Origin of the sequence: Corynebacterium sp. SA-MJD20WY100 (genome assembly GCF_039822565.1) — a bacterium.
In the GTDB taxonomy this organism is placed as follows: domain Bacteria; phylum Actinomycetota; class Actinomycetes; order Mycobacteriales; family Mycobacteriaceae; genus Corynebacterium; species Corynebacterium phoceense_A.
This window is the reverse complement of the sequence record NZ_JBCJKS010000006.1, coordinates 52,320-77,744: the sequence shown is the minus strand read 5'-3', so window position 1 is coordinate 77,744 and position 25,425 is coordinate 52,320. Positions and strand designations below refer to the sequence as shown.

25 protein-coding genes are annotated in these 25,425 nt (G+C 63.8%); 14 read left to right on the top strand and 11 right to left on the bottom strand.

The genetic code is table 11. From position 1 onward, the window contains the following. Positions 1–76: 76 nt before the first annotated feature. Positions 77–1,297 (bottom strand): dicarboxylate/amino acid:cation symporter, encoded by a 1,221-nt coding sequence (locus ABJ196_RS04975; RefSeq protein WP_347305479.1) that lies wholly within the window; start codon positions 1,295–1,297, stop codon positions 77–79. Between the two features lie 240 nt (positions 1,298–1,537). Here ABJ196_RS04975 and ABJ196_RS04970 point away from each other — a divergent pair, with 240 nt between their 5' ends. The 5 genes from ABJ196_RS04970 (at position 1,538) to ABJ196_RS04950 (ending at position 4,505) form a co-directional block, all read left to right on the top strand. Beyond that, positions 1,538–1,951 (top strand): SdpI family protein, encoded by a 414-nt coding sequence (locus ABJ196_RS04970; RefSeq protein WP_257069108.1) that lies wholly within the window; start codon positions 1,538–1,540, stop codon positions 1,949–1,951. Positions 1,952–2,187: 236 nt separating this feature from the next. Next, the gene (locus ABJ196_RS04965; protein WP_347305478.1) at positions 2,188–2,754 is read left to right on the top strand and encodes a hypothetical protein; all 567 of its coding nucleotides are present in this window, start codon (positions 2,188–2,190) and stop codon (positions 2,752–2,754) included. 20 nt (positions 2,755–2,774) lie between these two features. Next, positions 2,775–3,152, top strand: coding sequence for a Rieske (2Fe-2S) protein (locus ABJ196_RS04960; protein WP_347305477.1), 378 nt, complete (start codon positions 2,775–2,777; stop codon positions 3,150–3,152). Between the two features lie 60 nt (positions 3,153–3,212). Next, positions 3,213–4,187, top strand: a complete 975-nt coding sequence (locus tag ABJ196_RS04955) for a bile acid:sodium symporter family protein (RefSeq protein WP_347305476.1) — start codon at positions 3,213–3,215, stop codon at positions 4,185–4,187. 6 nt (positions 4,188–4,193) lie between these two features. Then, the gene (locus ABJ196_RS04950) at positions 4,194–4,505 is read left to right on the top strand and encodes a hypothetical protein (protein ID WP_257036450.1); all 312 of its coding nucleotides are present in this window, start codon (positions 4,194–4,196) and stop codon (positions 4,503–4,505) included. A 24-nt stretch (positions 4,506–4,529) separates the two neighbouring features. On the opposite strand, the gene ABJ196_RS04945 is transcribed toward ABJ196_RS04950, so the two are convergent. From ABJ196_RS04945 to ABJ196_RS04930, 4 genes are read right to left on the bottom strand one after another with little or no spacing between them, the layout of a single operon-like run. Continuing rightward, the gene (locus ABJ196_RS04945) at positions 4,530–4,862 is read right to left on the bottom strand and encodes an AzlD domain-containing protein (RefSeq protein ID WP_066512536.1); all 333 of its coding nucleotides are present in this window, start codon (positions 4,860–4,862) and stop codon (positions 4,530–4,532) included. Then, positions 4,862–5,605 (bottom strand): AzlC family ABC transporter permease, encoded by a 744-nt coding sequence (locus ABJ196_RS04940; RefSeq protein ID WP_347305475.1) that lies wholly within the window; start codon positions 5,603–5,605, stop codon positions 4,862–4,864. Before ABJ196_RS04940 ends, ABJ196_RS04945 begins: the two co-directional genes overlap by 1 nt. A 54-nt stretch (positions 5,606–5,659) precedes the next feature. Next, on the bottom strand, positions 5,660–6,256 hold the full coding sequence (locus ABJ196_RS04935) for a YqgE/AlgH family protein (protein WP_257052456.1): 597 nt from the start codon (positions 6,254–6,256) through the stop codon (positions 5,660–5,662). A 2-nt stretch (positions 6,257–6,258) separates the two neighbouring features. After that, the gene (locus ABJ196_RS04930; protein WP_347305533.1) at positions 6,259–7,689 is read right to left on the bottom strand and encodes a CCA tRNA nucleotidyltransferase; all 1,431 of its coding nucleotides are present in this window, start codon (positions 7,687–7,689) and stop codon (positions 6,259–6,261) included. A 64-nt stretch (positions 7,690–7,753) separates the two neighbouring features. Between ABJ196_RS04930 and ABJ196_RS04925 the strand changes: the two genes are divergently transcribed. Genes ABJ196_RS04925 through ABJ196_RS04915 form a run of 3 tightly spaced genes read left to right on the top strand, consistent with a single transcriptional unit; the run spans position 7,754 to position 13,757 of the window. After that, entirely contained in the window at positions 7,754–8,371 is a 618-nt protein-coding gene (locus tag ABJ196_RS04925; protein ID WP_347305474.1) for an NUDIX hydrolase, read from the top strand. Further along, positions 8,368–10,503, top strand: a complete 2,136-nt coding sequence (locus ABJ196_RS04920; protein ID WP_347305473.1) for a hypothetical protein — start codon at positions 8,368–8,370, stop codon at positions 10,501–10,503. The genes ABJ196_RS04925 and ABJ196_RS04920 overlap by 4 nt, the downstream gene beginning before the upstream one ends. A gap of 8 nt (positions 10,504–10,511) precedes the next feature. Continuing rightward, complete coding sequence (locus ABJ196_RS04915) at positions 10,512–13,757, top strand: murein biosynthesis integral membrane protein MurJ (RefSeq protein WP_347305472.1); 3,246 nt, start codon at positions 10,512–10,514, stop codon at positions 13,755–13,757. Positions 13,758–13,829: 72 nt separating this feature from the next. Here ABJ196_RS04915 and ABJ196_RS04910 read toward each other — a convergent pair whose 3' ends face one another. Further along, on the bottom strand, positions 13,830–14,018 hold the full coding sequence (locus ABJ196_RS04910; RefSeq protein WP_347305471.1) for a hypothetical protein: 189 nt from the start codon (positions 14,016–14,018) through the stop codon (positions 13,830–13,832). Between the two features lie 311 nt (positions 14,019–14,329). On the opposite strand from ABJ196_RS04910, the gene ABJ196_RS04905 reads away from it, so the two are divergent. The 6 genes from ABJ196_RS04905 (at position 14,330) to ABJ196_RS04880 (ending at position 21,071) form a co-directional block, all read left to right on the top strand. After that, a complete protein-coding gene (locus ABJ196_RS04905; RefSeq protein WP_257052445.1) occupies positions 14,330–14,863 on the top strand; it encodes a YceI family protein in 534 nt (177 codons plus the stop codon). A gap of 302 nt (positions 14,864–15,165) precedes the next feature. Then, positions 15,166–17,646, top strand: a complete 2,481-nt coding sequence (gene pepN, locus ABJ196_RS04900) for an aminopeptidase N (RefSeq protein WP_347305470.1) — start codon at positions 15,166–15,168, stop codon at positions 17,644–17,646. Between the two features lie 128 nt (positions 17,647–17,774). Beyond that, entirely contained in the window at positions 17,775–18,329 is a 555-nt protein-coding gene (locus tag ABJ196_RS04895; RefSeq protein WP_347305469.1) for a sigma-70 family RNA polymerase sigma factor, read from the top strand. A gap of 227 nt (positions 18,330–18,556) precedes the next feature. After that, the gene (trxB, locus tag ABJ196_RS04890; RefSeq protein ID WP_347305532.1) at positions 18,557–19,477 is read left to right on the top strand and encodes a thioredoxin-disulfide reductase; all 921 of its coding nucleotides are present in this window, start codon (positions 18,557–18,559) and stop codon (positions 19,475–19,477) included. 30 nt (positions 19,478–19,507) lie between these two features. Then, on the top strand, positions 19,508–19,837 hold the full coding sequence (trxA, locus tag ABJ196_RS04885) for a thioredoxin (protein WP_257036439.1): 330 nt from the start codon (positions 19,508–19,510) through the stop codon (positions 19,835–19,837). Between the two features lie 52 nt (positions 19,838–19,889). Next, positions 19,890–21,071 carry an N-acetylmuramoyl-L-alanine amidase gene (locus ABJ196_RS04880; protein ID WP_347305468.1) on the top strand — a complete coding sequence of 394 codons (1,182 nt, stop codon included), beginning with the start codon at positions 19,890–19,892 and terminating at the stop codon, positions 21,069–21,071. A 114-nt stretch (positions 21,072–21,185) separates the two neighbouring features. On the opposite strand, the gene ABJ196_RS04875 is transcribed toward ABJ196_RS04880, so the two are convergent. The 5 genes from ABJ196_RS04875 to yidC all read right to left on the bottom strand — a co-directional run bounded on the left by ABJ196_RS04875 (position 21,186) and on the right by yidC (position 25,414). Beyond that, positions 21,186–21,761, bottom strand: coding sequence for a hypothetical protein (locus tag ABJ196_RS04875; RefSeq protein WP_347305467.1), 576 nt, complete (start codon positions 21,759–21,761; stop codon positions 21,186–21,188). A gap of 9 nt (positions 21,762–21,770) precedes the next feature. After that, complete coding sequence (locus ABJ196_RS04870) at positions 21,771–22,838, bottom strand: ParB/RepB/Spo0J family partition protein (RefSeq protein ID WP_347305466.1); 1,068 nt, start codon at positions 22,836–22,838, stop codon at positions 21,771–21,773. 3 nt (positions 22,839–22,841) lie between these two features. Further along, positions 22,842–23,690 carry a ParA family protein gene (locus ABJ196_RS04865; protein ID WP_347305465.1) on the bottom strand — a complete coding sequence of 283 codons (849 nt, stop codon included), beginning with the start codon at positions 23,688–23,690 and terminating at the stop codon, positions 22,842–22,844. Between the two features lie 10 nt (positions 23,691–23,700). Beyond that, positions 23,701–24,345, bottom strand: coding sequence for a 16S rRNA (guanine(527)-N(7))-methyltransferase RsmG (gene rsmG, locus ABJ196_RS04860; protein WP_347305464.1), 645 nt, complete (start codon positions 24,343–24,345; stop codon positions 23,701–23,703). Between the two features lie 91 nt (positions 24,346–24,436). Then, positions 24,437–25,414, bottom strand: a complete 978-nt coding sequence (gene yidC, locus ABJ196_RS04855) for a membrane protein insertase YidC (RefSeq protein ID WP_257045362.1) — start codon at positions 25,412–25,414, stop codon at positions 24,437–24,439. Positions 25,415–25,425 lie beyond the last annotated feature (11 nt).

Genomic DNA, 25,425 nt, shown 5'->3' with positions numbered 1-25,425 from the left:
GCCTGGATAGCACCTCACAGTGTCCAAGAATGAATAAAGACCCAGCCTTTTCGGCTGGGCCTCATTCTTCGTGTTTTTACTCTCCTGCGGCGGCGAGGGCGGCGCGCTCCGCCTCGTCGTCGCTGATCTTCTTGCCTGCGAAGCGATCCACGATCATCGCGATGGCGCCGTCACCCGTGACGTTGGCAGCGGTACCCACGGAGTCGATCGCGATATACGCGGCGATCATGAGCGCGACGAGGGAATCATCGAAGCCCATGTTGGATTGGAGAAGGCCAACGGCAACCATGACGGCACCGCCAGGGACGCCCGGGGCGGCGACCATCATGATGCCCAGCAGGAAGATGAATCCGAAGGCGGAAGCAGCAGAGACATCCATGCCCGTAAGGAAGACGATGGCAAACGCGTAGAGCGTCAGCTTCATCATGGAACCCGAGAGGTGAATGGTGGCGCAGAGCGGGATGACGAAGCCGGCAACTGGCTTGCTGATGCCATTCTTCAAGGCCGAATCCAGCGTCACCGGAATGGAGGCGGCCGAAGAGGACGTGCCCAACGCCGTAAAGTAGGCCGGTGCCATGTTCTTCAGGGCAGTAAACGGGTTCTTGCCCGCGATGGCGCCCGCGACGACGTACTGGAAGACGAGGTACACGATGGTCATCACGACGGCGAGGATAAGCACCTTGGTAAACGCCACGAGGACGTCGCCTAGGTTGCCGTTCATGCCCAGGGACAGGAACATGCCAAAGATGTAAATGGGCAGCAGCGGGATAACAAAGCCCCAGATGACCTTGATAACCACGTTCTCGGTTTCCTTGATGACGCGGTACAGATTGTCCGACTTCACCGTCGTCATGGCAACACCCACGCAGAAGCTGAGCAGGAGGGCGGTCATGACCTCGAAGGGCGCGGGCATCTCCACCGTGAAGAAAGGCTCCAAGGCGCCCTCGTCGATGTCGGAGACGTTCGTATTGATGGACTGACCAGCCAGCAAGGTGGGGTAGAGGGCCAACGATAGGCCGTAGGCAATCGCACCAGAGAGAATGGTGGAGCCATACGCAATGCCCGCGGTGATACCCAGCCACTTACCCGCGCCGCGGCCGAGACCCGCGATGGCGGGCGCGACGAGCGCGAAGATGAGGACAGGAATAAAGAAGTTAAGGAAGTTACCGAAGAGCCCGTTGAAGGTAGCGAAGATGCGGCCGAGCCACACCGGCGCGAAGAAGCTGACGATAACGCCCAGGATGATGGCGACAATAATCTTGAAGAGAAGACTATTCGCAATGCTCTTGAGGTTCATAGCAGTACTTTCACAAAGATAAAGGGAGCCTGTGGTGGGAGGCTACTCCGCATCCCCCGAGCGACCAGCCACAGCGCAGCACGGCCTCACGAGGGAGTGAAGCAGGTCGGCCGAATTTCTATTGGTCGACATACTCATTGAGGTTACCGCACACCCATGGGAATAATGAATACATATGCGGCAAGCGTGCCCGGTGGGACAATTACGGCCGCGGGGGAGGCACCGTTTAAAATGGAGCCCATGGTTGCACTCGGAGTCATTCTCCTTATTCTCGCCGTGGCGCTCGTCGTCATCGGCGGCCTCGCTGCTGCCCGCAAGCTACCGGGCAATAACGTCATCGGACTCCGTGTCGAGGAAGCTCGCAAGTCGCGCGAGGCATGGGAGTTCGCCCACTCCGTCGCCGGCCCAGTATGGATCCTCGGTGGCGTCGCACTCCTCTTCGGTGGCCTCGTCGCGCTCATCGCCCACGGGTGGATGTGGATCATCCCCGCGCTCGGCTTCATCATCGCCGTACTCGCCGTCTCCGTCGGCGCCAACATGGGCGCCCGCGCCGCATTCCTCTTCGACCAGAACGAAAAGGCAAAGGAAGCCGCCGGCCCCGCAGTCGATCTCACAGCCCTGCGCAAGGCCGCCCGCAAGGCGGACAACAAGTAAACGTACACCGCGGTTCTACCGCGGTTCTTTTTTAGTCCTATAGTGGAATAAACCCATTACACCATTGACCCAACGTTTTAATTCGTTAGACGTCACAGTGACTAAATAAGCAAGGGTCATGGTCTGTCCGTAAAATCTAGCTTTCGTTGGTGTTCACCAATTTTTCGCAGCTCGAAATCCCCCTCACGGAGGGGTGGGACATGACAGCACCTTCTATAACAGGCACACTGGTACGCATGAAATCTTTGAGCGCACTTACCCTCCTCACTGCCTCTACTCTCGCTGCCGCTTCGTGCTCCTCGACCACAGACACTGCGGACGCACCAAGCTCGGAGCCGGTGGCCACCGAGATGACCGCCTCCACCGAAACGTCGACCACTCCGCACACCTTTTCCGCCGAGACGACCTCACCTTCGGCCATGTCGAAGGGCATCAACGTGCCAGGCTTCCGCTCCAATCTCGAGCAGGCCGGTTACACCTGCGATGAGGATGATGACTGCACCCGCACAGCAGACGCTGCGACGTATGAGGTCGACTTCGACTCGGACTCCGTCTCCGCGACGGTGACCGGCGCCCCCAACGATAGAGAAAAGCACATCGACGCCGTTCTTTCCGATGTCGGCGTGGCCCTCGGCGAATATGACTTCGGCGAGACCTCATGGACCGAGATTAAGGAATGGACGCTCTCCAACACGGCCGCCGACGCAGCACGCGATGACGCCGAGGCGACCCTGGGGAATATTCACCTCGAGGCGGAGAATGACGACGACGGCTACGGCGTGGACATTGACCTCACGGCCTGACCACCCGCTAGGGTAGAGGCATGACTGTTCGATGCTCCCGCCGAGCTTTCCTCCTCGGCACTGCCACCACCTTCGCAGGCGCCTACCTGGCAGCCTGCGGTAAAGAGCCCACCGCCGAGGTAGCCGCCACCGAAATTCCTGTCGGCTCTGGCGTCATCGTCGACGGTGTTATCTTCGCCCAGCCCGAGGAAGGCGTGTTCAAGGCTTACTCCACGACGTGCCCGCACCAGCAGAACCCGATCTCCAAGATCCAGGGCGGCAACGCCGTCTGCACGAAGCACATGAGCACGTTCGATCTCGCCACGGGTGAGGTCGTTTCTGGCCCGGCCCCCACCGGTCTCACGGCCTTTGGCGTGGAATCTGACGGCACGACGGTAAAGAATACCGCCGCAAGCTAAACCCCCACACGTAGTTTCACGTGAAACATCGCGCCGCGGCACCCGCGTACACTGCAAGGCATGCTTGCACGCTTGAAAAACATCGACCCGCTGATCGTTCTCATCCTCGGCGCGGTCGCCCTAGCCATCGTCCTGCCCGCGCGCGGCGCCTTCGCGGACGCATTTTCCATCGCCACGAATATCAGCATCGCGCTCCTCTTCTTCCTCTACGGGGCGCGTCTTTCCACGTCTGAAGCCCTCAACGGCCTGAAACACTGGAAACTTCACCTCACAATTCTGGCGTTCACCTTCGTCATTTATCCACTCGTGGGGCTTGCACTGCGTCCGCTCACGGGATTCATCGGCGAAGACATATATCTGGGCATCCTGTATCTCACGCTGGTTCCCTCCACGGTGCAATCCTCCGTCGCGTTTACATCCATCGCCCGCGGCAACGTGGCGGGCGCCATCGTTTCGGCCTCACTGTCCAACCTGGCAGGCGTCCTCCTCACCCCACTGCTCGTTATGCTGTGCATGGGTGTGGGCTCCGGCATTCACATCGACCCCTCCGTCTTTGTTGACCTCGCCGTCCTGCTTCTCCTGCCCTTCTTCCTGGGCCAAATCACCCGCCGCTGGGTAGGCACGTTCGCCGCTACCAAGGGCACCAAAATCGTCGACCGTGGGTCTATCGCCATGGTTGTGTACTCCGCATTCTCCGCCGGCATTGTGGGCGGCATCTGGTCCGATATCGGAGTGTGGCAGGTGCTCTTCCTCGTCCTCTTCGCCATCGTCATGGTCGTCTTCATGCTGTGGCTCACGCAGCGCGGATCCAAGCTCCTGGGCTTCGACCGCGCAGACACGCGCGCCATCGAATTCTGCGGCACCAAGAAGTCGCTCGCGACGGGCCTGCCCATGGCTTCCGTCATTTTCGGCGCAGGCGGCGCGCAGCTGGCCCTCCTCGTCCTGCCCCTCATGATTTTCCACCAAGTACAGCTCATGATCTGTTCATGGCTGGCCGCCCACTACGCCCGCCAGGAAGAGACGCCGGTAGGATAGTCCACCATGAGCACCTTCCTCCACGTCCGCACCACCATGACCATCCCACAGGTGGGCGTTGCCATTCACGTCGCCGAGCTCGAGGAGCTGTCGCCCACAACCTGCCGCATGCACCGCCTGGTTGCACTTGCCCCCAATGACGCCGTGGTGGGCGCCGCGACTCCTGAGGCCGCGCACGGCGACGCACAAATTCCCCTCGCCGAGGTGCCGCACCCCAACACCTACGACTCCTACGAGGGCATGGAGGCCGAGCGTCTCAGCCTGGAAGACTTCGAGGCGCTGTGGGCCGAGGCCACCGCCCGCTTCCCAGAGCTCTAATAGTGTTCTTCACACCTCGCGCTGCTAGAACACTAGATTCACCAGCGCCATATACGCGAGCGTGCCTCCGATGATGGAAAGCCCCGAGTTGTGGCGCCACAGGTGCAGCCCCACCGTCGCCGCCACGCCGAGGAGCGCCGCGAGCAGCCCGCCGGGTGCCTCACGCTGGCCGAAGACCGTGTAAACCACAAGCACCGTCATCACGCCCACGGGCATGAGCAGGCCCAGCAGGCTAATGAACTGGTTGTTCTTGAAGGCCTTGACGAAGCCAAACGGTAGCCATCGAATAAGCACCGTCACCACACACACGGGCAGCAGTACGGCGAAGATGGCGCCCAAGGTCACTCCTTCTGGCATTAGTTCACCTCCTGTGCAGAGCTTTCCGATGCCCCCCGTTTCCAGGTGAGTGCCGCATCGAGCCGCGGCGAGAAGAAGCGCGCAATGAGCACGAGGAAGTACACGACGAGCGCGACCATGAGCATCTGGCCGGGAACAAGCAGTGCACAGACGAGTGCAATGACGCCGGAGATGACGGGCAGCGAGTAGTCCGGGTTGTTCTTAAAGGAGTCGAAGGCGAGCACCACGAACAGTGCGACGAGCGCGAACTCCATGCCCTGGACCGAGTCGGGAACGGCCTGGCCGGCCACCGCACCCACGATGCCGGGCAGCACCCAGAGCGCTTGGCAGAAGATCTGAATGGTGAGCACCCTTGGACCGGAGAGCTTTTCACCGCGCGGCAGGGCGGAGACGATCGCGTAGGACTCGTCTGTGAGCGCATACGTCGAGTAGGCACGTCCCAGCACCGAACGAATACTATCACGGGGGAAGGTCAGGCCGTAGAAGATATGGCGGAAGTTGACCATAAACCCCGTCACGGCCGCCGCAGTCGCCGAGACACCCGAGGTAATCATGGCGACGGCAAGGAATTCCATCGAACCGGCGTAGATCACGAAGGAGAAGATGGGCGTCCACCACCACGCGAAGCCGGTCTGGACCATGAGCAGACCAAAGGCGAGTCCGAGAGGAATAAGTCCCAAGCCCACGGCCCAGGTATCAGCAAGGCCCTTCTTTATCTCTGCACGCGTGCCCACGGAATTCATGGAGCCAGCTTACCAATCCCGCTTCATGGCATGAACGTCCCGCAGCACAGGAATTTAATTCGCGTCGGCGCTCCGCGGGAACGTCGAGAACAGGGGGAGAGGCATGGGCTGACGCTTCATCACGTCGCCCCACAGATCGGCCGGGCCAGGCGTGAGCACGTCCTGCGCTAGCGCCGGTGCGACGTACCAATCGCCGTCCGCGATTTCCTCTTCAAGCTGACCGGGCGCCCACTCCGCGTAGCCCGCGAAGAGACGCATGCCGGCGAGGCGACCTTCGAGCTCGGAAGGCTCCGCACGCAGATCCACGAGCGCCAGACGCGGCGCGATCTTGGAGAGCACGTCATCCTCGTCAAAGGTGACGCCGGGCTGCGTCATGCCCAGGCCCAGCACGGACTGCTGGTTAAGCGGGCCGCCGATGTAGAGGGCCTGCGGCTTGGTCACGAGCGGCAGCCACTCGGGCAGCACGTTGAAGACGGCGACCTCGGAGCGTTGGGTCAGCACGACGCCGAAGGTCATCTGCGCGTTATGCTCGAGGATGAGCACGACGGAGCGCGCGAACTCGGGGGAGCGCATGCCGGGCGCGGCGATGAGGAGCTGGCCGCGCGCAGGCTCGTTGCGTTCGAGGGCCTTAAACAGTCGGTCGGCGTACATAGCTATCTAGATTCCCACCACTCGCGCAGCTTCGCAATCGCAACCTCGCGCTCGAGGGGACCTTCCTCGAGGCGCAGCTCCTTCAAAAAGCTCCACGCCTCGCCGACCTCGGGGCCTGGCTTCAAGTCGAGGATCTCCATAATCTCGTTGCCGTTTAGGTCGGGGCGCACGCGCGCCAAGTCTTCCTTCGCGGCGATCTCCGCGATGCGCTCCTCGAGCAGGTCGTACGTCCGCGCGAGGCGCGCGGCCTTCTTCTTGTTGCGCGTCGTGCAGTCCGCGCGCGTGAGCTTGTGCAGGCGGGGGAGAAGCTCGCCCGCGTCGGTGACGTAGCGGCGCACGGCGGAGTCCGTCCACGAGTCGCCATCGAAGCCGTGGAAGCGCATGTGCAGGTAGATGAGCTGCGCGATGTCCTCGGTCACGTGCTTGGGGTACTTGAGCTTGCGCAGGCGCTTGCGCGCGAGCTTGGCGCCCACGACCTCGTGGTGGTGGAAGCTCACCTTGCCGTCCGTCGTATCGCGCGTGGCGGGCTTGCCGATGTCGTGGAGGAGCGCGGCCCAGCGCAGCACGAGGTCCGGGCCATCCTCTTCCTGGTCGATGGCCTGGCGTAACACCTTCAGCGAGTGGGCATAGACATCCTTGTGCTGCGCGTGCTCGTCCGGCTCCATGGCAATGGCGGGGATTTCCGGGAAGACGTAGTCCGCGATGCCGGAGGAGCAGAGCAAGTCGATACCGCGTTCCGGCAACGCGCCGAGCATGAGCTTGTCCAACTCCACTTGGACGCGCTCGACGGTGATGCGCTGGATTTCGCCGGCCATGTCCTTCATGGCTTTGAGCACGCGCGGGGCGACGTCGAACTCGAGCTGGGAGGCGAAGCGCGCGGCACGGAGCATGCGCAGCGGATCATCGTGGAAGGACTGCTCCGGCGCGGCCGGAGTGTCGAGGACGCGTGCGGCCAAGTCGCCGAGGCCGTCCATCGGGTCGTGGAACTCCGGCCCGTCGCTGCGCATCTCAACCGCCATGGCGTTGACCTTGAAGTCTCGGCGCGTGAGGTCGCCCTCGAGCGTGTCGCCGTACGCGACCTCGGGGTTGCGCGAGTCCCCGTCATAGACGTCGGAGCGGAAGGTGGTGATTTCGATCTGCTGGCCCTTATACGCCGCAGACACCGTGCCGTAGTCGATGCCCGTGTCCCACACGGTCTCGGCCCAGTCGTCAAGGAGGGCCTGCACCACGTCCGGGCGCGCCGGCGTGGTGAAGTCCAAGTCGTGGCCCAGGCGGCCGAGCGCGGCGTCGCGCACGGAGCCGCCCACGAGGTAGAGCGCGTGGCCGGACTCCTCAAAGCGAGCGATGAGCCCCTCGAGCAGCGGGTAGAGCTCGCGTACCGCGGCCTCCGCCCGCGCGAGGACGCCCAGGCGTTCCGGCGAGGCGGGATCCATACGGTCGGTGCTGTCCTGGGTGTCCTGAAAATTCACGCGGCCAAGTCTACTACGATAAGTGGCGATGACTAACCGAAATGAAGGCACCAAACCCGCACCGCGCAGGCGTCGCCGCCGCCGGCGTACCGACGGGCGTGCCAAGCGCGCGCAACAGCAGCAACGCCAGCAGTCGCGCTCGATGGAAACCCGGGACGAAACGTCCGCGGGCGGCCTCATTGTCTCCGGATTGCCGGAGGCCGTGCAGGCTGACGGTTCGGTGGATCTCTCCCAGGTCTACGTCGCGCTCATCGGGCGCCTCGACCGCCGCGGCCGCCTCCTGTGGTCCATGCCCAAGGGCCACGTCGAGGCCGGCGAGGACAAGCGCGCGACCGCCGAGCGCGAGGTCTGGGAAGAAACCGGTATCCACGGCGAGGTCTTCGCGGACCTCGGCGAGATCGACTACTGGTTCGTCTCAGATGGCGTGCGCATCCATAAGACGGTGCACCATTATCTCTTGCGCTTCCGCGACGGCATCCTCAATGACGAGGATCCGGAGGTCACCGAAGTCTCCTGGATCCCTGTGTCCCAACTCATCGAGCATTTGGCGTACGCGGACGAGCGCAAGCTCGCGCGTATCGCCCACGATCTGCTTCCTGACTTAGCCCGCGCAGACAAGGAAGCAGGGAAGGTCACGCCGCGTTGAGGCGCGCCGCTGTAGTCGCAGCCGCCGCCTCCGTCGCGCTCCTCACGGCGCCCGCCCAGGCCGCGCCGACGCTCGATGACGCAGCCTGGGAGAGCGTCCGCACACCTCAGATCGCCGAGCTTAGCGTCACGGAGATCTCCACGCCGCGCCGCGGGGAGGATCTCCATGTCACCCTCGAGATCGTCAATACCTCTGACACCACGATGACGGATCTCCAGGTCACCACCCGGCGCGGGGACCGCATCTCCACCGTCGACGCAGGCCGCTCAGAGCTCGCCACCGGCCAGTTCCCGTACTTCGCGGCCACCGCCGCACCCGCGGACCTGGAACCGGGGGAGCGCACCACGGTCGAGCTCCGCGTGCCCACGGGCCTCAATGATCAGGGCACCCTGGCCCTGGATGAGGACGGCGTCTACCCGCTCATGTTCGCGCTCACCGGCTTCCAGGACGGGGCGGCGCATGCGCTTGCCGATGACCGCCTCCTCCTTCCCGTCGGCGACTCCAAGGCCAAAGATTCCCTCACGGTCCTCTATCCGCTCACCGCGACCGTGGACATTGTGCCGGGCGAGACCGGCGGCGAGTCGCTCATCCTCCAGTCCGAGCAGCTCGCGGGCCAGCTCGGCCCCGAGGGGCGCCTTACCCGACTCGTCGACACGTACCTCGACCACAACCAGCCCGGTTGCGTCGTGCTCGACCCTGCGCTCGTCGACGTTGCGTCGCGTATGGCGGACGGCTACACCGTGGCGAGTAACCGGCCGTCCATCGTGAAGAAGCCGCAGCGCCTGCGCGACTCCTGGGGCTCGACCAACGACACCGCGGGCGTCGAAGGCACCGGCTCCGCCGCGGCGCAGGCCTTTCTGGACAAGCTGAAGAAGCTCGACTGTATCAGCACCATGCCGTGGGCCAACGCGGACCAGAACGCCGCGGCGAAAACCCGCAACGCGTGGCTCCTCCACGAGGCCGTCGCCCGCGGCAACGAGACCATCGAGGACACCCTGGGCATAACGCCTACCACTATCCTTGTGCCCGGCAACGGCTACGTCACCTCGGATTTCACGACGAATGCCCCCTACGCGGACCTGGGCACGCCCACCGTCCTCGTCGCGGACAATACGACGGTCACGGGCAGCGAGCGCTACGCGACATATAACGCCTCGCTCGCCTCGCTGCTCGCTGGCACCGGCTCGCACCCGGAGACCACCGCGTACTCCAACCCGGCCCTTCGCTACGACTTTGCTGCCGATGCCCCCGCCTCCCGCGCGCTCAGCGCTGCCGCCGGCATCCGCCTCGCGCGCACCGAGCACGCCGCCCCGGACGCCGATAAAGATGCACCCCTCGTGGCCAAGCTGCCCAACCAACTCAATCCGGAGGCCGCGGCGGCGGTCCTCGATGAGGTCGCGCAGGGCGCGACCGAAGGGGGCATCGGCAAGCTAGGCGCGGCAGAGACAAACGACCAGCCGGGCAGCCCCTACGCGGACCCCGCGGCGCTGAGCGAGCCCGAGATTCTGCTTGCCGAGCAACAAGCGCGGTACGCGGATGAGCTCATGCTCATCATGGTCAATGACCCAAATATCGCGCTCACGCGCTATGGATTTACGCTGCCGCTACGCCGCGACCTGCTCATGGCGTTGAGCCTCAACGATCGCCAGGCGGCCTCCGGCTACCAGGACGCGGTCATGCGCTCGACGCGCCGCTTCGAGGCGAACTCGGAGCAGCTGCAGGAGCTGCGCGCCTCCGTCTCGCTCATTCCGCCGGGCAACGTCTATACGCGATCTTCGCAATCGTCACCGCTGCTCATCGTCGCGGAGAACTCGCTGCCGCTGCCCGTCGAGGCCCACATTAAATATGAAGGCCCTGAGTCCGCGTCCCTCAACACGCCGGAGGCGCTGCGGGTACCCGCCAAGGGGTCTATTACGGTATCCATGACGGCCGACCTGCCGACTGACCGCAGGGCAGACCTCCGCCTGTGGCTCGCGACGCCTGACGGCGCGACCATCTCGCAGCCTGTCACCATTGCGGTACAGACCAGGGGCGGTATGTTAAGTGTCTACGGCCTGGGCGGTCTCGTCGCCCTGCTCGCGCTGGGTGCGCTCGCCGTGCGCCTGCGCCGGGCCCCGCACAAGAAGAAGTAGAGCTCTTTATGACATCTCAAGAACCCGCTGGCTTGCGTTCGCGCATTGTCCAACCCACTCCGCCGGCGCCCGTGCCGGTGCCACGCGCCCAACCTGAGCCCGAGCCCACGCCCGCCGAGCCGGACAAGTCGCACCTCCAGGGCGAAAACTACGTGCCGGCATCCGCTGACGCGTCTGCCGACAATTCGGAAGGAACCTCTGACGCTGACGTCGTCCGCGCCGGCGGCTCCATGGCCATCGCGACGCTCATCTCGCGCATCACGGGCTTCCTGCGCACCGTGCTCATTTCCTCGACGCTGGGCGCGGCCATCGCGTCCGCGTTCCAGACGGCGAACCAGATTCCGAACCTCGTCACCGAGATCGTCCTCGGCGCAGTGCTCACCTCGCTCGTCGTCCCGGTCCTTGTGCGCGCGGAGAAGGAAGACCCCGACCGTGGTGAGGAATTCGTGCGGCGATTATTCACGCTCGCCGCCTCTCTCCTCGGCGTGGTGACCATCCTCTCCGTCGTGGGCGCGCCGCTCCTCACGCGCATGATGATCAAATCGGACGGCATGGTCAACGTCGACCAAGCAACGTCCATGGCGTATCTGCTGCTCCCACAGATCTTCTTCTACGGCCTGTTCGCTCTCTTCCAGGCCATCCTCAATACGAAGAATATCTTTGCGCCCGGCGCGTGGGCCCCGGTCATCAACAACGTCATTTCCATCGCGGTGCTCCTGGCGTACTGGTTCCTGCCTGGCGAGCTCAACCCCGCCGCGCCCTCGCCCATCACGGACCCGCACATCCTGCTCCTTGGCCTCGGCACCACGGCTGGCGTCGTAATCCAATGCCTCATCCTTGTTCCGTACCTGCACCGCGCGGGCATTAACCTCACACCCCTGTGGGGCATCGACGCCCGCCTCAAGCAGTTCGGCTCCATGGCCATCGCGATTATCGCGTACGTCGCCATTTCCCAGGCCGGCTACGTCGTGACCTCGCAGATCGCGTCCATCTCCTCTGAGGCCGCCAACGTCATCTACCAGAACCACTGGCTGCTGCTCCAGGTTCCCTACGGCGTCATCGGCGTCACCCTCCTCACGGCGATTATGCCGCGCCTGTCCCGCAACGCCGCGGACGGCGACTCGGACGCCGTGGTCCGCGACCTCACGCTGGGCACGAAGCTCACCTTCATTGCGCTTATCCCTATCGTCGTCTTCTTCACCGGCTTCGGCGTGCCCATCGCTCAGGGCCTCTTCGGCTACGGCCGCTTCACCATGGACGAGGCCGAAATCCTCGGTCTCACGCTGTCCTTCTCCGCGTTCACGCTCATCCCGTACGCCCTCGTCCTACTCCACCTGCGCGTCTTCTATGCCCGCGAGGAGGCCTGGACGCCGACCTTCATCATCGCGGGCATCACCATTACCAAGGTCGTTCTCTCTCTGCTCGCCGTGCGCGTGGCGAGCTCCCCGGACAACGTGGTCGTCCTCCTCGGTACCGCCAACGGCTTTGGCTTCGTCGCCGGCGCCGTCATCGGCGCGTTCCTTCTCAAGAGACACTTGGGTTCGCTGGGCGGGCGCGAGGTCATGGCCACCACTGTGTGGTCCGCCGGCGCAGGCGTCGTGGGCGTCCTCGTCGCCCTCGCCTTCAACTGGGTGCTGGGCTTTATCATCCCGGACGTCCCCAGCCTCTTCATCCTCGTGCGCGTGGGCCTGTCCGGCATTGTCTTCCTCATCATCACCGGCCTCGTCGTGTCCCGCTCCGGCCTGCCAGAGGTCCTCAACCTGGGCCGCGCGCTCCAGCGCATCCCGGGCATGAGCCGCTTCATCAACATCAAGCCGGACGCCGGTATTCAGGTCGAGGAACCCGAGCAGGCGGAAATCCAGCCGCTCGTCGCCTTCGACGCCTTCAACTCCTCCCCGGTCCCGCCGCCGATGTCCGCCGGTATCGTCCGTGGCCCCGCCCTCGTGCCGGGTGCCCCGGTCTCTGACGGCCGGTTCCGCCTCCTCAAGGAGCACGGCTCCGTGCCGGGCGCGCGCTTCTGGCAGGCTCGCGAACAAGAGACCGGCCGCATGGTGGCACTCACCTTCGTCGACACCACGAACCGCGCGCCGCTGGCACCGGCCACCCCGGCCGAGGTAGCCAAGCGCTCCGCCGAGGTCGCGCGCTCCACGCGCAAACTCGCAGAGATGAACCTGCCCACCGTCGCGGACAATATTGAAATCCTGTCCTACCGCAACGGCGGACTCGTGGTTGCGGACTGGATCGAGGGCACCGAGCTCAAGGCCGTCGCCGAGGCCGGCAACCTCGACTCTCGCGCCGTGGCTCACGCGCTCGCACCCGTGCTTGCCGATGCCGCCGCGGCCCACGCCGCCGGTCTTGCCTACGGCGTGGATAATCGCGCGCGCTTCCGCGTCGCCACGGATGGCGTGGTCCGCCTTGCCTTCCCAGGCGTGCTGAATAACGCGTCGGAGGAATCCGACCACGCGGCGCTCACGTCCGCGATTTCCACTCTCGCGCATGCCGCCAGCCCGGCCCCGCAGGCGCTCATTGATTTGGGCGAGTCTGAGGCACCGCTCGCGCTCATCGCGGACCAGCTCCGCGAATTCGGAGGCGACGCGGAGGATGCTCCGGAGGAAGAGCCGCTGCCCATCTCCGAACCTGAGGTCATCGTCGAAGACGAGGAACCGGGCTTCGGCTCCCGCGGCTACTCGCGCTCCGGCGTCTTCCTCCTCGGCACGCTGGCGACCGCCTTCGTGGTGGGCATGGCTGCGCTCACCGTGTGGATCATCTCGCTCATCGGCGGCGATGAGCCCGAGGCTCCCGTCTCGCTCTCTGCCCCCACGACGACCACTGTGTCCGGCCCCGCGCTCGTGCTCACGCCGGCGGGAGCCGTAGACGTGGCCTCCGGCAAGGAGACGACCGCGCTCACCGATGACTCCTCGAAGACGACGTGGACGACGTCCCAGGCCGATACCGGGGTGCTCCTCGAGTTGTCCCAGCCCTCCCAGCTGCGCGACGTGGTCTTCTCCCAGTCCAAGTCCACGGGCGCCGAGTACCGCGTCTTCGGCGTCACGGGCACCCCGGACCCCGCGTCGCTTAATGCTGACTCGAAGGAACTCACCGAGCTCGCCAACGGCAAGCTCAAGTCCGCCAAGGACCACGTCGATCTGGACGAGCTGCCGGAAAAATTCGACGGCGTCCTCATCTGGTTTGACTCCCTGCCCAAGGCAGACAAGGTGACGCTCACTGACGTCCTCGTCACCGGTCGGCCGTAGTTCCACACCTCAAGACAGAAAAAGCGCACTCCTTGCGGAGTGCGCTTTCTGCGTTTTCTGGGATGTGGCGTCTTAGTTGGTCGCGCGGGGGTGCTTGCGGTGTGGGGCGGTAAACGAGGTGGCACCGGCACGCTCCCGAATGCGTTGCCAGCGCTCGGAGACCTCGCCGGTGAGCAGGGCGCCCAGCTCGAGCCAGTTCGGGATTGAAGTCGCCCTCGGCGTCACGGCAGCCGAAGTGGCCGGAGCCAGCCCAGTTCTCACCTTTCAGGGTACTCGGAACCATGCATCCGGACGCACCCGGACTTGTGGAATCGGTACGAATTGGGGTAAGTGACAGCCTTCTATCAGCGCACACAACCCACACCACGGTAGAAAACAGCGATTACAAGTACAGTGGGCGCCACACGCGGCCGCGGCGACGGGAATGCGCGAATTATATTCACCCGATCTATGCAGGCGGTGGCCTTTTCCGCACATAGTAAAAGAAAATGACTTGAAGCTTGAAGTCATTGGGGTACTATGATTGATACATCAACAAACGAACTGATTACTTATATCAAGGAGAAACAATCATGACTGTTAACGCAGGCACCTACACCCTGGATCCGTCCCACACCAACATCGGCTTTATCGCTCGCCACGCCATGGTCACCAAGGTCCGCGGCGCGTTCGAGGAGTTCGAGGGCACCATTAACGTTGCCGAGAACATCAACGAGTCCTCTGCAGACGTCACCATCAAGGCCGCTTCCATCAGCACCGGCGATGAGGGCCGCGACGGCCACGTCAAGGGCGACGACTTCTTCGCCGTTGAGCAGTACCCGGAGCTGACCTTCAAGGCCACTAAGTTCAACGTTGACGAGTCCGGCGAGGGCACCGTCGAGGGCGAGCTCACCATCAAGGGCACCACCAAGCCGGTCACCCTCAAGGTTGAGGATGCAGGCGTCGCCGAGGATCCGTTCGGCAACACCCGCTTCGGTTTCGAGGCCACCACGAAGATCAACCGTCTCGACTACGGCATCGACTTCAACGCTCCGCTGAAGACCGGCGGCGTCCTGGTGTCCGAAGACATCAAGATCGTCCTCGAGGTCTCTGCCATCAAGCAGTAGATCCTAGAGAACCCCGGCGCTGGGGCGCGCCCAATCGCCCCCTTCCTTCCTGACGCCGTATCCCGTCTCCTCGCGAGGCGGGATACGGCGTTTTCGTATTACCCGCACGCAACTCTGCCTGCATACAACAACCCATAAACAACTTTCAACTACTATGTTCTTTCGTTGACCTGCTCCTTTACTGCCGAAGATACAAAAAGTGTGCACGAGGACCCGAAAAGTTGTTGCAGAGTTGTTTGAAACAACTCAGACAGGAGACCTTATCTCGGGACGCAGGTCGGTGGCGCTAATAAGATGGCACCATGACTACTGCACGCACCACCGGCAACCTCTCCCAGGCAGAGGCCGCGGCCCGCACCGCCGCGCTCGACATTCACAGCTACAACCTGCACCTCGACCTCAGCCAGGCCGCGCAGGCCAGCGAGTTTAACGTCCGTTCCACCATCCGGCTCGTGACCAGCGATCCGGAGTTCTTCGTGGATTATCTGGGCAACTCCGTCGAGGAGGTCCTCGTCAACGGGAAGGCCGTGGACGGCGGCTTCGATGGCGCGCGCATCTACCTCACCGGCGTGCCGGTAGGGGAGGAGGTCACCGTGGAGATCGCTGGTACCTCCGCGTACTCGCGCACGGGCCAAGGCCTGCACCGCATGGAGGACACCGCGGACGGCAACGTCTACCTCTACTCGCACCTCGAGCCTTCCGATGCCCGGCGTATCTTCCCGTGCATTGATCAACCGGACCTCAAGGCCGTCTTCCACACGACGATGGTGGCCCCGGCCGGTTGGGCCGTACTCTCCAATCAGCCAGAGATGACCCGCGCTGAGCATGATGGCGCGGTCACCGTCGACTTCGCGCCCACGCCCAAACTGTCGACGTACCTCACGTCGTTTGCCGCGGGTCCGTACGTGTCGAAGCATAAGACGTGGACGTCCCAGGACGGCGCGGTGACCTCGGAGCTCGGCGCCTGGGCACGCGCGTCCATGGCGGAGTACCTCGACGAAGAAATCCTCGAGCTCACCGCGCAGGGCATGGACTTCTTCCACGAGAACTACGGCTACCCGTACCCGTGGGGCAAGTACGACTCCATCTTCGTTCCGGAATACAACCTCGGCGCGATGGAGAACCCGGGCCTGGTGACCTTCACGGAACGCTACCTCTTCCGCTCCCACGCCACGCGTCCGCAGCGCACGGGCCGCGCAAACACCATCCTCCACGAGATGAGCCACATGTGGTTCGGCGATCTGGTCACGCCGCGCTGGTGGGACGATCTGTGGCTCAAGGAATCCTTCGCGGAGTTCATGGGCGCCGACGCCTCGATCCACGCCACGGAGTACCAGGAGGCGTGGACGGCATTCGCCGGCACGCGTAAGAACTGGGCATACACGCAGGACCAGCTGCCCACGACGCACCCCATCAAGGCCGAGATCCCGGACGTCGACGCCGCGCGCCAAAATTTTGACGGCATCACCTATGCCAAGGGCGCGGCAGTCCTCAAGCAGCTCGTCTACTACATCGGCCGCGAGAACTTCTACGCCGGCGCGCGCGACTACTTCCAAAAGCACGCCTTCAGTGCCGCGACCTTCGAGGACCTGCTCGAGGCGTTGAAGAAGCACACGGACCGCGACCTCGACGCCTGGGCGGACGCATGGCTGCGCACCTCCGGTCCGGACACGCTCACCCCGGTCATCGAGGACGGCACGCTCTACATCGACGCGGAAGCTGCCGATACCCTCCGCCCGCACCGTCTCACCGTCTCCTTCTACTCCGCAGAACTCGAGCTGGTGGAGTCCCGCGACGTAGATCTGACAGGCGAACCGCGCACGGAGGTCGGCACGGCGGCGGGCCCGCTCGTGGTGCTCAACGACGGCGATCACACATATGCCAAGGTCCGCTTCGACGAGCAGTCACTCGGTATCCTGCGAAAGCAGCTGTCGAAACTCGAGGACGAACTCACGCGCGCCGTCGTGTGGACCGCCCTGTGGCAGGCCACGCGCGACAGTGAGTGGCCAGCCCGCGACTACGTGGGTACGGTTCTCGACCACGCCACGGCCGAGACCAACCCGGGGCTCATGACCACCGCGTTCGCCAACGCGCAGTACGCGGTCGCGCACTACCTCGACACGGACGCAGACCGCGCGCACTTCGCGGACGCCCTGTGGGATCTGCTCCAGACCGCCGAGCCGGGCTCCGATGCCCAGCTCATCCTCGCCCGCGCGACCATCACGGCGCTCGGTGCCACCCCGGACGCCTCCGGCACGGAACGCCTGCGCACGGTGCTCAATGGGGGCATCAGCAAGCTCCGGCTCGACCCGGACGTGCGCTGGGCGGTCCTCGCGGCGCTCGCCGCGCGCGACGCCACGACGGATGCGGAGCTCGACGCCGAGCTTGAGCGCGACAACACGCTCACGGGCGTTGCGGCGCACCTCGGCGCGCGTCACGCGTTTCCCGAGCGCAAGCGTGCGGCTTTCGATCTCGTGCGCGAGCCCGGCAAGCACTCGAATGCGCAGGTCGACGCGCTCATCGACGCTTTCCACGCCCCGCACGGGGACCGCGACGCGTTCGCGGGTAAGTTCTTCGAGGTACTCGATGCGCTGTGGGCCGAGCACCCCATCGAGATTGGCAACCGCCTGGTCCGCGGGCTCTACCCGGAGACACCGGAGACGCTCGAGCGCACCGATAAAGTGCTCGCCGGCGACATCCCGGGCGCGCTGCGCCGCGTGCTCCTCGAGTGCCAGGATGGCCTTGCAAGGACGCTCCGCGTGAAAAATTCTCACGCCAAGTAAGGCATAATGCCTGCATAGAGACAGTATCTTTTGGGTGCCACATATAGTGTGCAGTCTCCCGGTGGCGCCGTCACAACCCCTCGGTTGGAATGGATTACACATCCAGTTTCAATCGGGGGGTTGACTTCATGTCGCACCAAGAATCCACGTCAGAACTCTCAGACGACCAGCTCATCGAGGCCTTCCTCGAGGGCGATGACAAGGCCTTCGGGCACATCTTTCACCGACACCGCCAGCGGCTCACGTTCGTCGCGCGGAAGTACACGCACAATGACACGGATGCCCAGGACATTGTCCAGGAGGCGTTCCTCAAGGCCTCCACTGCGCTCGAGCGCTACCGCGGGGACGCGCAGCTGGGCACCTGGTTGCACCGTCTTGTCATGAATGCTGGCTTCGATTTCCTCAACCATCGCGCCAACCGCGAGAATCCTTCTCTCGATACCGGAGGCTTCGATCCGGACCGCAATCCGGCGCTCGCTTACGAGCATGCGCTCGACACCCAGCTCATGATCCGCGAGGCGCTCGCTCGGCTAGGGGAGGAGCAGCGCGTGGCACTCTATCTCACGGAAATCGAAGGGCTCTCGCTTGCCGATGCCGCCGCGGCGCAGGGAGTGCGCACCGGGACCATCAAGTCCCGTCGGGCGCGCGCCAAAAAGACGCTGCGGTCCGTCATGGCGGACTGATTCGTCCAGGTTGGTCACAGTTCAACAACAGCACGTCAACACGAACGTGCTGGGTTTCCTGGGTACGGGAATCTCCGAGTAGGATCATGGCGTTAAGAGTCATGCAACGACACAACTTATAAAGGAGACGTGCAGTGACCATCCCCGGTGCGAACAACCCCGGCCTCATCAACCTCGGCGATGCGACCGCCGAGCCGGAAGCGACCGAGACCCCGTCTGCAGACGCCATCCACGACGTCATCGTCGTCGGCTCCGGCCCTGCCGGCTACACCGCAGCTCTCTACGCAGCCCGCGCCGAGCTCAAGCCCATCGTCTTCGAGGGCTACGAGTACGGCGGCGAGCTCATGAACACCACCGAGGTGGAGAACTACCCCGGCTTCCAGAAGGGCATCATGGGCCCTGAGCTCATGGAAGAGATGCGCGCCCAAGCCATCCGTTTTGGCGCTGACCTGCGCATGGACCTCGTCGACTCCGTCGAGCTCGAGGGCGATATCAAGCGCGTCCACGTGGGCGACGATGTCTTCCAGGCCCGCACCGTCATCCTCGCCACCGGCGCCGCACCGCGTTACCTGGGCATTCCGGGCGAAGCCGAGCTCTCCGGCCGTGGTGTCTCCGCCTGCGCGACCTGCGACGGCTTCTTCTTCAAGGGCCACAACATCGCAGTCGTGGGCGGCGGCGACTCCGCCATGGAGGAAGCCACCTTCCTCACCAAGTTCGCCGAGACCGTGACTATTATTCACCGCCGCGAGGAGTTCCGCGCCTCGAAGATCATGCTCGAGCGCGCGAGGGCCAATCCGCAGATCAAGTGGGCAACGAATAAGACAGTGGAACGCGTCCTCGAAGGCGACGGCAAGGTTGCTGGCCTCGAGCTCAAAGACACCATCACCGGTGAGACCTCACAGCTCGACGTCACCGCCATGTTCGTTGCCATCGGCCACGACCCGCGGTCCGCATTCCTCAACGGCCAGGTGGAACTTAACCCTGAAGGATACGTTGTCGTCAACCAGCCGGGCACCGCAACCAGTATCCCGGGCGTCTTCGCCTGCGGCGACTTGGTCGACGACCACTACCAGCAGGCCATCACCGCGGCTGGTTCCGGCTGCCGCGCCGCCATCGACGCTGAACATTACCTGGCTGATCAGGCCTAATTACCTTCCATTTTCCTAAGGAGAGGATCCATGTCCACCGTGAAGAACGTCACCGCGCAGTCCTTCCGCACCGACGTCGTCGAGGCATCCGTCAACAAGCCCGTTGTCGTTGACTTCTGGGCCGAGTGGTGTGGCCCGTGCAAGAAGCTGTCCCCGATGCTCGACGAAATCGCTGGTGAGCTGGGTGACGAGGCCGAGATCGTCAAGGTCAACGTCGATGAGGAGCGCACCCTGGGCGGCATGTTCCAGATCATGTCCATCCCGTCCGTGCTCATTTTCCGCAACGGCGAAAAGGTCGACGAATTCGTTGGACTTCAGCCGAAGAACACCATCGTGGCAAAGATTCAGAAGGCCGTCTAACTGATACTGTTGTGCTCTGTTGAGGTTTGAGTAAAAGAAAGGGGTTTGGAAGTTGGACCGCGTCTATCACGTGGGCGACCGCAGTGCGCGCGTCGCCGAGGCCCGCGCCACCCTGGCCCGGCTGGGATTGAACTCTGGTTACAGCGGCGACGTCGCCGACTGGAAGAAACAGAAGTTCTCCGAGCAGGATAAGTTCTTCGACGACGGGCTCTCCGAGGCCCTCAAGGCCTTCCAGCAGTCCCGCGGCATCGTGCCCTCGGGCACCATCGATGAACCCACGCTGCGCGAGCTGCGCCAGGCGTCGTACAGCCTCGGTGCCCGTGTCTTGAGCTTCCAGCCCGGCAACGAGCTCATGGGCGACGACGTCTCCCAGCTGCAGCAGCAGCTCCAAGAGCTCGGCTTTTACCGCAACCGCATTGACGGACTCTTCGGCCGTAACACCCACGCCGCCCTCGTCGAGTACCAACTCAACGCTGGCCTTCAAAACGACGGCGTGTGTGGTCCTGCCACCATCCGCGCGCTGAGCCTCCTGGGCCGCCGCATTACCACGGGCTCAGCCCACAACGTTCAGGAACGCGAACGCGTCCGCAACGCCGGACCCAAGCTCGCCGGCAAGCGCGTGGTCATCGACCCCGCGCTCGGCGGCGCCAACAAAGGCCAGACCGTCAAAGGCCGCTTTGGCGAGATCACCGAGGAAGAGCTCCTCTGGGACCTGGCGCAGCGCCTCGAGGGCCGCATGATTGCCGCCGGCATGGAGACTATCATCTCCCGCCCGCGTCTCGACGACCCCACGGTGAAGTCTCGTTCCGAGATGGCCAACGCCTTCGACGCAGACCTCATTATCTCGCTGGCCTGCGACTCGTACCCCAACGAGAAAGCCAACGGCGTAGCAAGCTTTTACTTCGGCTCCGAGTCCGGCAACTCCTCCCTTATCGGCGAGACGCTGTCGAGCTACATCCAGCGCGAAATCACCGCGCGCACGCCGCTGACCAACCTGTCCAACCACGGCCGCACGTGGGAAATCCTGCGACTCACGCAGATGCCCGTGGTCCAGATTGTTCTGGGCTACCTTTCCAACCCCGGCGACGTGAAGGTGCTGACCGACCCCCACCGCCGCGATGAGATCGCCGAGGCCATCGTGGTCGCCGTCAAGCGCCTCTACATGCTCGAGGATGATACCGTCGTCACCGGCACGTACCAATTCTCTGAGCTGCTCCGCGCGGAGGGGTCCTAGCTCCCGTAGTTGGTCATAGCCAACTGGCCATAGTCCCAGGTCGCGTATTTTCGCTCTGCGAGCGCGAACTGGGGCTATGGCCTTTTCGGTATGGCCACCTACGGCGCGCGGGCACTATGCGAGGGCGCGAGCAAGCATATCGTCGACCGCCGCGGCCGTGAGAAGGTCGAAGGCGGGCGGCAGCTCGAGGCGCAGGCGCGGGATGGCCGGGTGGTCTTCTGTGACCTTGAAGCCGGCGGACTCAAGGACTTCGATAGGGGCCAAACCGATGCGCTCGGGCTTGCGGCCGAGCAGTTCCTGCGCCGCGCGGTGATCACGATAGCCGAAGACCTCGACCGCGGGGAACTCGCGGGACGTGAGGTTCATAATCGAGGCGTCGAGGAGGACAGCCGAGAGCTCGCTTGAGGCACGAGACTGCTTGATGAACAGGGAACTTACGAGCGCCGCATCGGGAGAGACGGGCGCAGTAGGCAGCTGCGCGGCGCCAGGAGCGAAATCCGGCGGGCAGAAGAAGATCGTGGCTTCATCACCGACGGTATAGCCGCAGTCGCCGAAGCTCAGCGACGTAGTGGTGATCCATGCTTCCTTCTCAAAGGCCGGATCAGCGACGGGCTCCGCGCATTCCCAGAACACGCTGCGTGCTGCGAGCGCATGCAGGGTACGGGCCTCGGTCACTGACTCGACGAGCATGGAGGCGTCCTACTTGCCGCCCTCGAGGATGGCGAGGATGCGCTCAAAATCCTCCTGGTCGCCGAATTCCACGACCATCTTGCCCTTGCGCTTACCCATGGTCACCGTGACCTTGGTGTCGAAGCGGTCAGCGAGGCGCTCCGCTGAGTCGGTGAAGAACTGCGGGGTGAGCGTAGGCGCGGACTTCTTAGGAGCCGGCTTGCCGTCGCGCTTGTACAGGGTGACGGCTTCCTCCGTCGCGCGGACGGACAGGCCCTCGGAAACGACGCGAGCGGCGAGCTCATTCATGGCTTCTGGGTCGTTGAGGCCGAGCAGCGCACGCGCATGACCATTGGACAGGACGCCAGCGGCGACGCGCTTTTGGACGTCGACCGGGAGCTTGAGCAAGCGCAGTGTGTTCGTCACCTGCGGGCGCGAACGACCGATACGGTCTGCGAGCTCGTTCTGCGTGACACCGAATTCCTCGAGCAGCTGCGCATAGGCGTGCGCCTCTTCCAGCGGGTTGAGCTGCACACGGTGGATGTTCTCCAGCAGCGCGTCACGCAGCATGGAACCGTCTTCCGTGTCGCGTACGATGGCCGGGATGGTGGACAGGCCCGCCTTGGAGGACGCGCGCCAGCGGCGCTCACCCATGATGAGCTCAAAGCCGCCGTCCTGCGAGGGACGAACGACGATGGGCTGGAGCAAGCCGAACTCCTTGATGGAGTGGATGAGCTCCTCGAGCTCGCTTTCCTCGAAGACCGTGCGCGGCTGCTTAGGGTTGGGAACGATGTCCCCGATGGGAATCTCGCGGTACGTCGCTCCGATGGCCGCCGGCTTGGGCTGGCGGCGGCGTGCACCCGCGCCCGCCTTCGCGGACTGAGCGATGGTGGGCGCGCCCTTGACTCGCTTCCCATTTCCCTCGTCAACGGCAGTTGACGGGGCATCGGAAGCCAGGGGACGGCCACCGAGGATGACGTCGGCCGCGCTATCGCCCAGGTGCGGGCGGCGAGAGGGGGCGCCGGGACCAGAAGGGATGAGGGCGGCGAGACCCTTACCGAGTCCGCCCTGACGCCCAGCTTGACGTTTTTCTTCCATGTCTTATCCTTCCAATTCCGCGTAAATCTCAGGGCTCACGCCAATGGCGCCGGTGGTGGGGTGCGGCGGGTAATCCCCGCGCTTGTGCAGCTCGCGTGCGGCTGCGATATAGGCCAACGCGCCCGTAGACGATGGGTCATAGTGTACGACGGTCTTGCCAAAGCCCGGGGCCTCGGAAACGCGCACGGAGCGCGGGATGACGTTGCCCAGGACGACGGCACCGAACTGCTCGCGGACCTCGTTGGCTACCTGCTCGGCGAGCTTGGTGCGCGCGTCGAACATGGTGAGCAGGATGCCCGAGATGTGGAGCTCCGGGTTAAGGTGCTCGCGAATCATCGAGATATTGCCCAGTAGCTGGCCCACGCCTTCCAGCGCGTAGTACTCGCACTGGATGGGGATGATGACCTCGTCCGAGCACGTCATCGCGTTGATGGTGAGCAAGCCCAGCGACGGCGGGCAGTCGATAAAGACGTATTCGAAGCCGTGCTCGTCGAGAAAGCCTTTGGCCAGCGCGTCGTAGAGACGGAACTCGCGGCGCACGAGGGAGACCATCTCAATCTCCGCGCCGGCCAGGTCGATAGTGGCCGGGATGCAGAAGAGATTGGAATCCTCGGGGCTCACCTGCATGGCGTCATTCGCCGTGCAGTCGCCGAGCAGCACCTCATACGAAGAATCCGTGCCGGAGGCGTGCGCGGCTCCCACCGCCGTGGACGCGTTGCCCTGCGGGTCCAGATCGATGACCAAGACCTTGTGCCCGTCAGCCGCCAGCGCGGCTGCCAGGTTCACGGCGGAGGTGGTCTTACCCACACCGCCCTTCTGGTTAGCGATCGTGATCAAACGTGCAGAACTCATGCCCACTAGATTACTTCACCCTCGGGACACGAATAATGGTGGTGCCACGGACCTTTTCCACCGTGGCTTTTCCACCCCCTGCCTTCTTAATATCGGCGGCGTCGCGCTGGAGCTCTTCACGCACGCTATCACCCTTCATAGCGATCATCTCGCCGCCCTTACGCACGAGTGGCAGCGACCACTTCGCGAGCTTGCCCAGGGGTGCTACGGCGCGCGAGGTCACGATGTCGGCACCGGAGACGGCGCGCTTGATGGGGCCCTCCTCAGCGCGGCCACGGATGACTGTCACGTTGTCGAGGCCGAGGAGCCCGACGACTTCGCCGAGGTACGTCGAGCGCTTGAGCAACGGCTCGATGAGCGTGATCTTCAGATCCGGGCGCGCGATGGCGAGCGGGATGCCCGGAAGGCCGGCGCCAGAGCCCACGTCGACGACGGTGGCACCTTCAGGCATGACGTCGCCAATGACGGCGCAGTTAAGAATATGGCGGTCCCAGAGGCGAGGGATTTCGCGTGGTCCCATAAAGCCGCGAACGTGACCGTCCGTGGCGAGGGATTCGTGGTATTTCTCCGCGAGGGGAAGGCGCTCGCCAAAGATAGCGGAACGATCGAGGGCGGCGGGGTTCAAAGGGGCATCGGAAGCAGGGCTGGAGTCCATGGCTGTGATCCTATCGGTCGGTGCGGGTGGGGGAAAGACAAACGCGGCACCGCGGGGCGGAGGGCCCGGCGGTGCCGCGAGTGCGAGGATTTTAGTTGTTGTTCTTGCGCTGCTTCTTCGTCCGCTTGTCCGTCTTACGGGCGCCCGGCTTCGGAGCGGAGGAGCGCTTGGCCTCAGCCTTGGCACGCAGCTCGGCCTCTTCTTCCTCGTCCATTTTCTTATAAACGAGGTGGGTCTGGAAGAAGGTCCACACGGTGTTGGACAGCATGTAGAACAGCAGACCGATGGGCCAGATGGCGCCGGAGATGATGAGTGTTGCCGGCATGAACCACAACATCATGTTGTTCATCATCTTGGTCTGCATTTCCATCATCTCGGCGTTCTGGCCAGTGGGGGCTGCGACCTTGCCCTCCGCCTTGCGGCGGGCCTGACGGTTGAGCGTGTAGCGGGCGTTCAAGTGCGTGAACACCGCAATGATGGCGATGAGCGGGACAATGAGCACCGCGACCTGCGCCGTGGTGACGTTTTCCAAGATCGGGGAGTTCACACGCAGGTTCGCCACAAGCGGAATGCCAAAGAGCTTCGCGTCAAGGAAGGACTGAACGAGCTCCGGGGAGAAAAGGTAGTTCGCCGTGTTGGCGTTCTGCTCCACTGACATCGGCTCGTCCACATGGCCAAAGGAACCGCCTACGCTCACCGTGCGGTCGAAGGAACGCAGGACGTGGAACAGGCCAATGAAGACCGGGATCTGCGCCAGCATGGGCAGACAGCCGGCGACGGGGCGCACGCCAGACTCCTTGTAGATCTTCTGCATCTCCATGGCCTGCTTCTGCTGGTCATTGGGATACTTGGTCTTCAGCTCCTGGATCTTGGGCTGAATCTCCTGCATGCGACGCGTGGAACGAATCTGGTTGATGGTCGGCTTGACCAGCAGGGCCTTAATCGTCCACGTGAGCAGCACGATGGACAAAATCCACGTGATGCCCCAGTCAGGGTTCATGACCAGGCTAAGCAGCCAGTGCCATGCCCACAGGACGGCCGAAATCGGCCAGTAGATGAAATTAAGCACGAATTATCTTT

Coding starts and splice junctions, on each gene's coding strand:
- ABJ196_RS04975 (WP_347305479.1), bottom strand. CDS start 1,297: ATGAACCTCAAGAGCATTGCGAATAGTCTTCTCTTCAAGATTATTGTC.
- ABJ196_RS04970 (WP_257069108.1), top strand. CDS start 1,538: ATGGTTGCACTCGGAGTCATTCTCCTTATTCTCGCCGTGGCGCTCGTC.
- ABJ196_RS04965 (WP_347305478.1), top strand. CDS start 2,188: ATGAAATCTTTGAGCGCACTTACCCTCCTCACTGCCTCTACTCTCGCT.
- ABJ196_RS04960 (WP_347305477.1), top strand. CDS start 2,775: ATGACTGTTCGATGCTCCCGCCGAGCTTTCCTCCTCGGCACTGCCACC.
- ABJ196_RS04955 (WP_347305476.1), top strand. CDS start 3,213: ATGCTTGCACGCTTGAAAAACATCGACCCGCTGATCGTTCTCATCCTC.
- ABJ196_RS04950 (WP_257036450.1), top strand. CDS start 4,194: ATGAGCACCTTCCTCCACGTCCGCACCACCATGACCATCCCACAGGTG.
- ABJ196_RS04945 (WP_066512536.1), bottom strand. CDS start 4,862: ATGCCAGAAGGAGTGACCTTGGGCGCCATCTTCGCCGTACTGCTGCCC.
- ABJ196_RS04940 (WP_347305475.1), bottom strand. CDS start 5,605: ATGAATTCCGTGGGCACGCGTGCAGAGATAAAGAAGGGCCTTGCTGAT.
- ABJ196_RS04935 (WP_257052456.1), bottom strand. CDS start 6,256: ATGTACGCCGACCGACTGTTTAAGGCCCTCGAACGCAACGAGCCTGCG.
- ABJ196_RS04930 (WP_347305533.1), bottom strand. CDS start 7,689: ATGGATCCCGCCTCGCCGGAACGCCTGGGCGTCCTCGCGCGGGCGGAG.
- ABJ196_RS04925 (WP_347305474.1), top strand. CDS start 7,754: ATGACTAACCGAAATGAAGGCACCAAACCCGCACCGCGCAGGCGTCGC.
- ABJ196_RS04915 (WP_347305472.1), top strand. CDS start 10,512: ATGACATCTCAAGAACCCGCTGGCTTGCGTTCGCGCATTGTCCAACCC.
- ABJ196_RS04905 (WP_257052445.1), top strand. CDS start 14,330: ATGACTGTTAACGCAGGCACCTACACCCTGGATCCGTCCCACACCAAC.
- pepN (WP_347305470.1), top strand. CDS start 15,166: ATGACTACTGCACGCACCACCGGCAACCTCTCCCAGGCAGAGGCCGCG.
- ABJ196_RS04895 (WP_347305469.1), top strand. CDS start 17,775: ATGTCGCACCAAGAATCCACGTCAGAACTCTCAGACGACCAGCTCATC.
- trxA (WP_257036439.1), top strand. CDS start 19,508: ATGTCCACCGTGAAGAACGTCACCGCGCAGTCCTTCCGCACCGACGTC.
- ABJ196_RS04875 (WP_347305467.1), bottom strand. CDS start 21,761: ATGCTCGTCGAGTCAGTGACCGAGGCCCGTACCCTGCATGCGCTCGCA.
- ABJ196_RS04870 (WP_347305466.1), bottom strand. CDS start 22,838: ATGGAAGAAAAACGTCAAGCTGGGCGTCAGGGCGGACTCGGTAAGGGT.
- ABJ196_RS04865 (WP_347305465.1), bottom strand. CDS start 23,690: ATGAGTTCTGCACGTTTGATCACGATCGCTAACCAGAAGGGCGGTGTG.
- rsmG (WP_347305464.1), bottom strand. CDS start 24,345: ATGGACTCCAGCCCTGCTTCCGATGCCCCTTTGAACCCCGCCGCCCTC.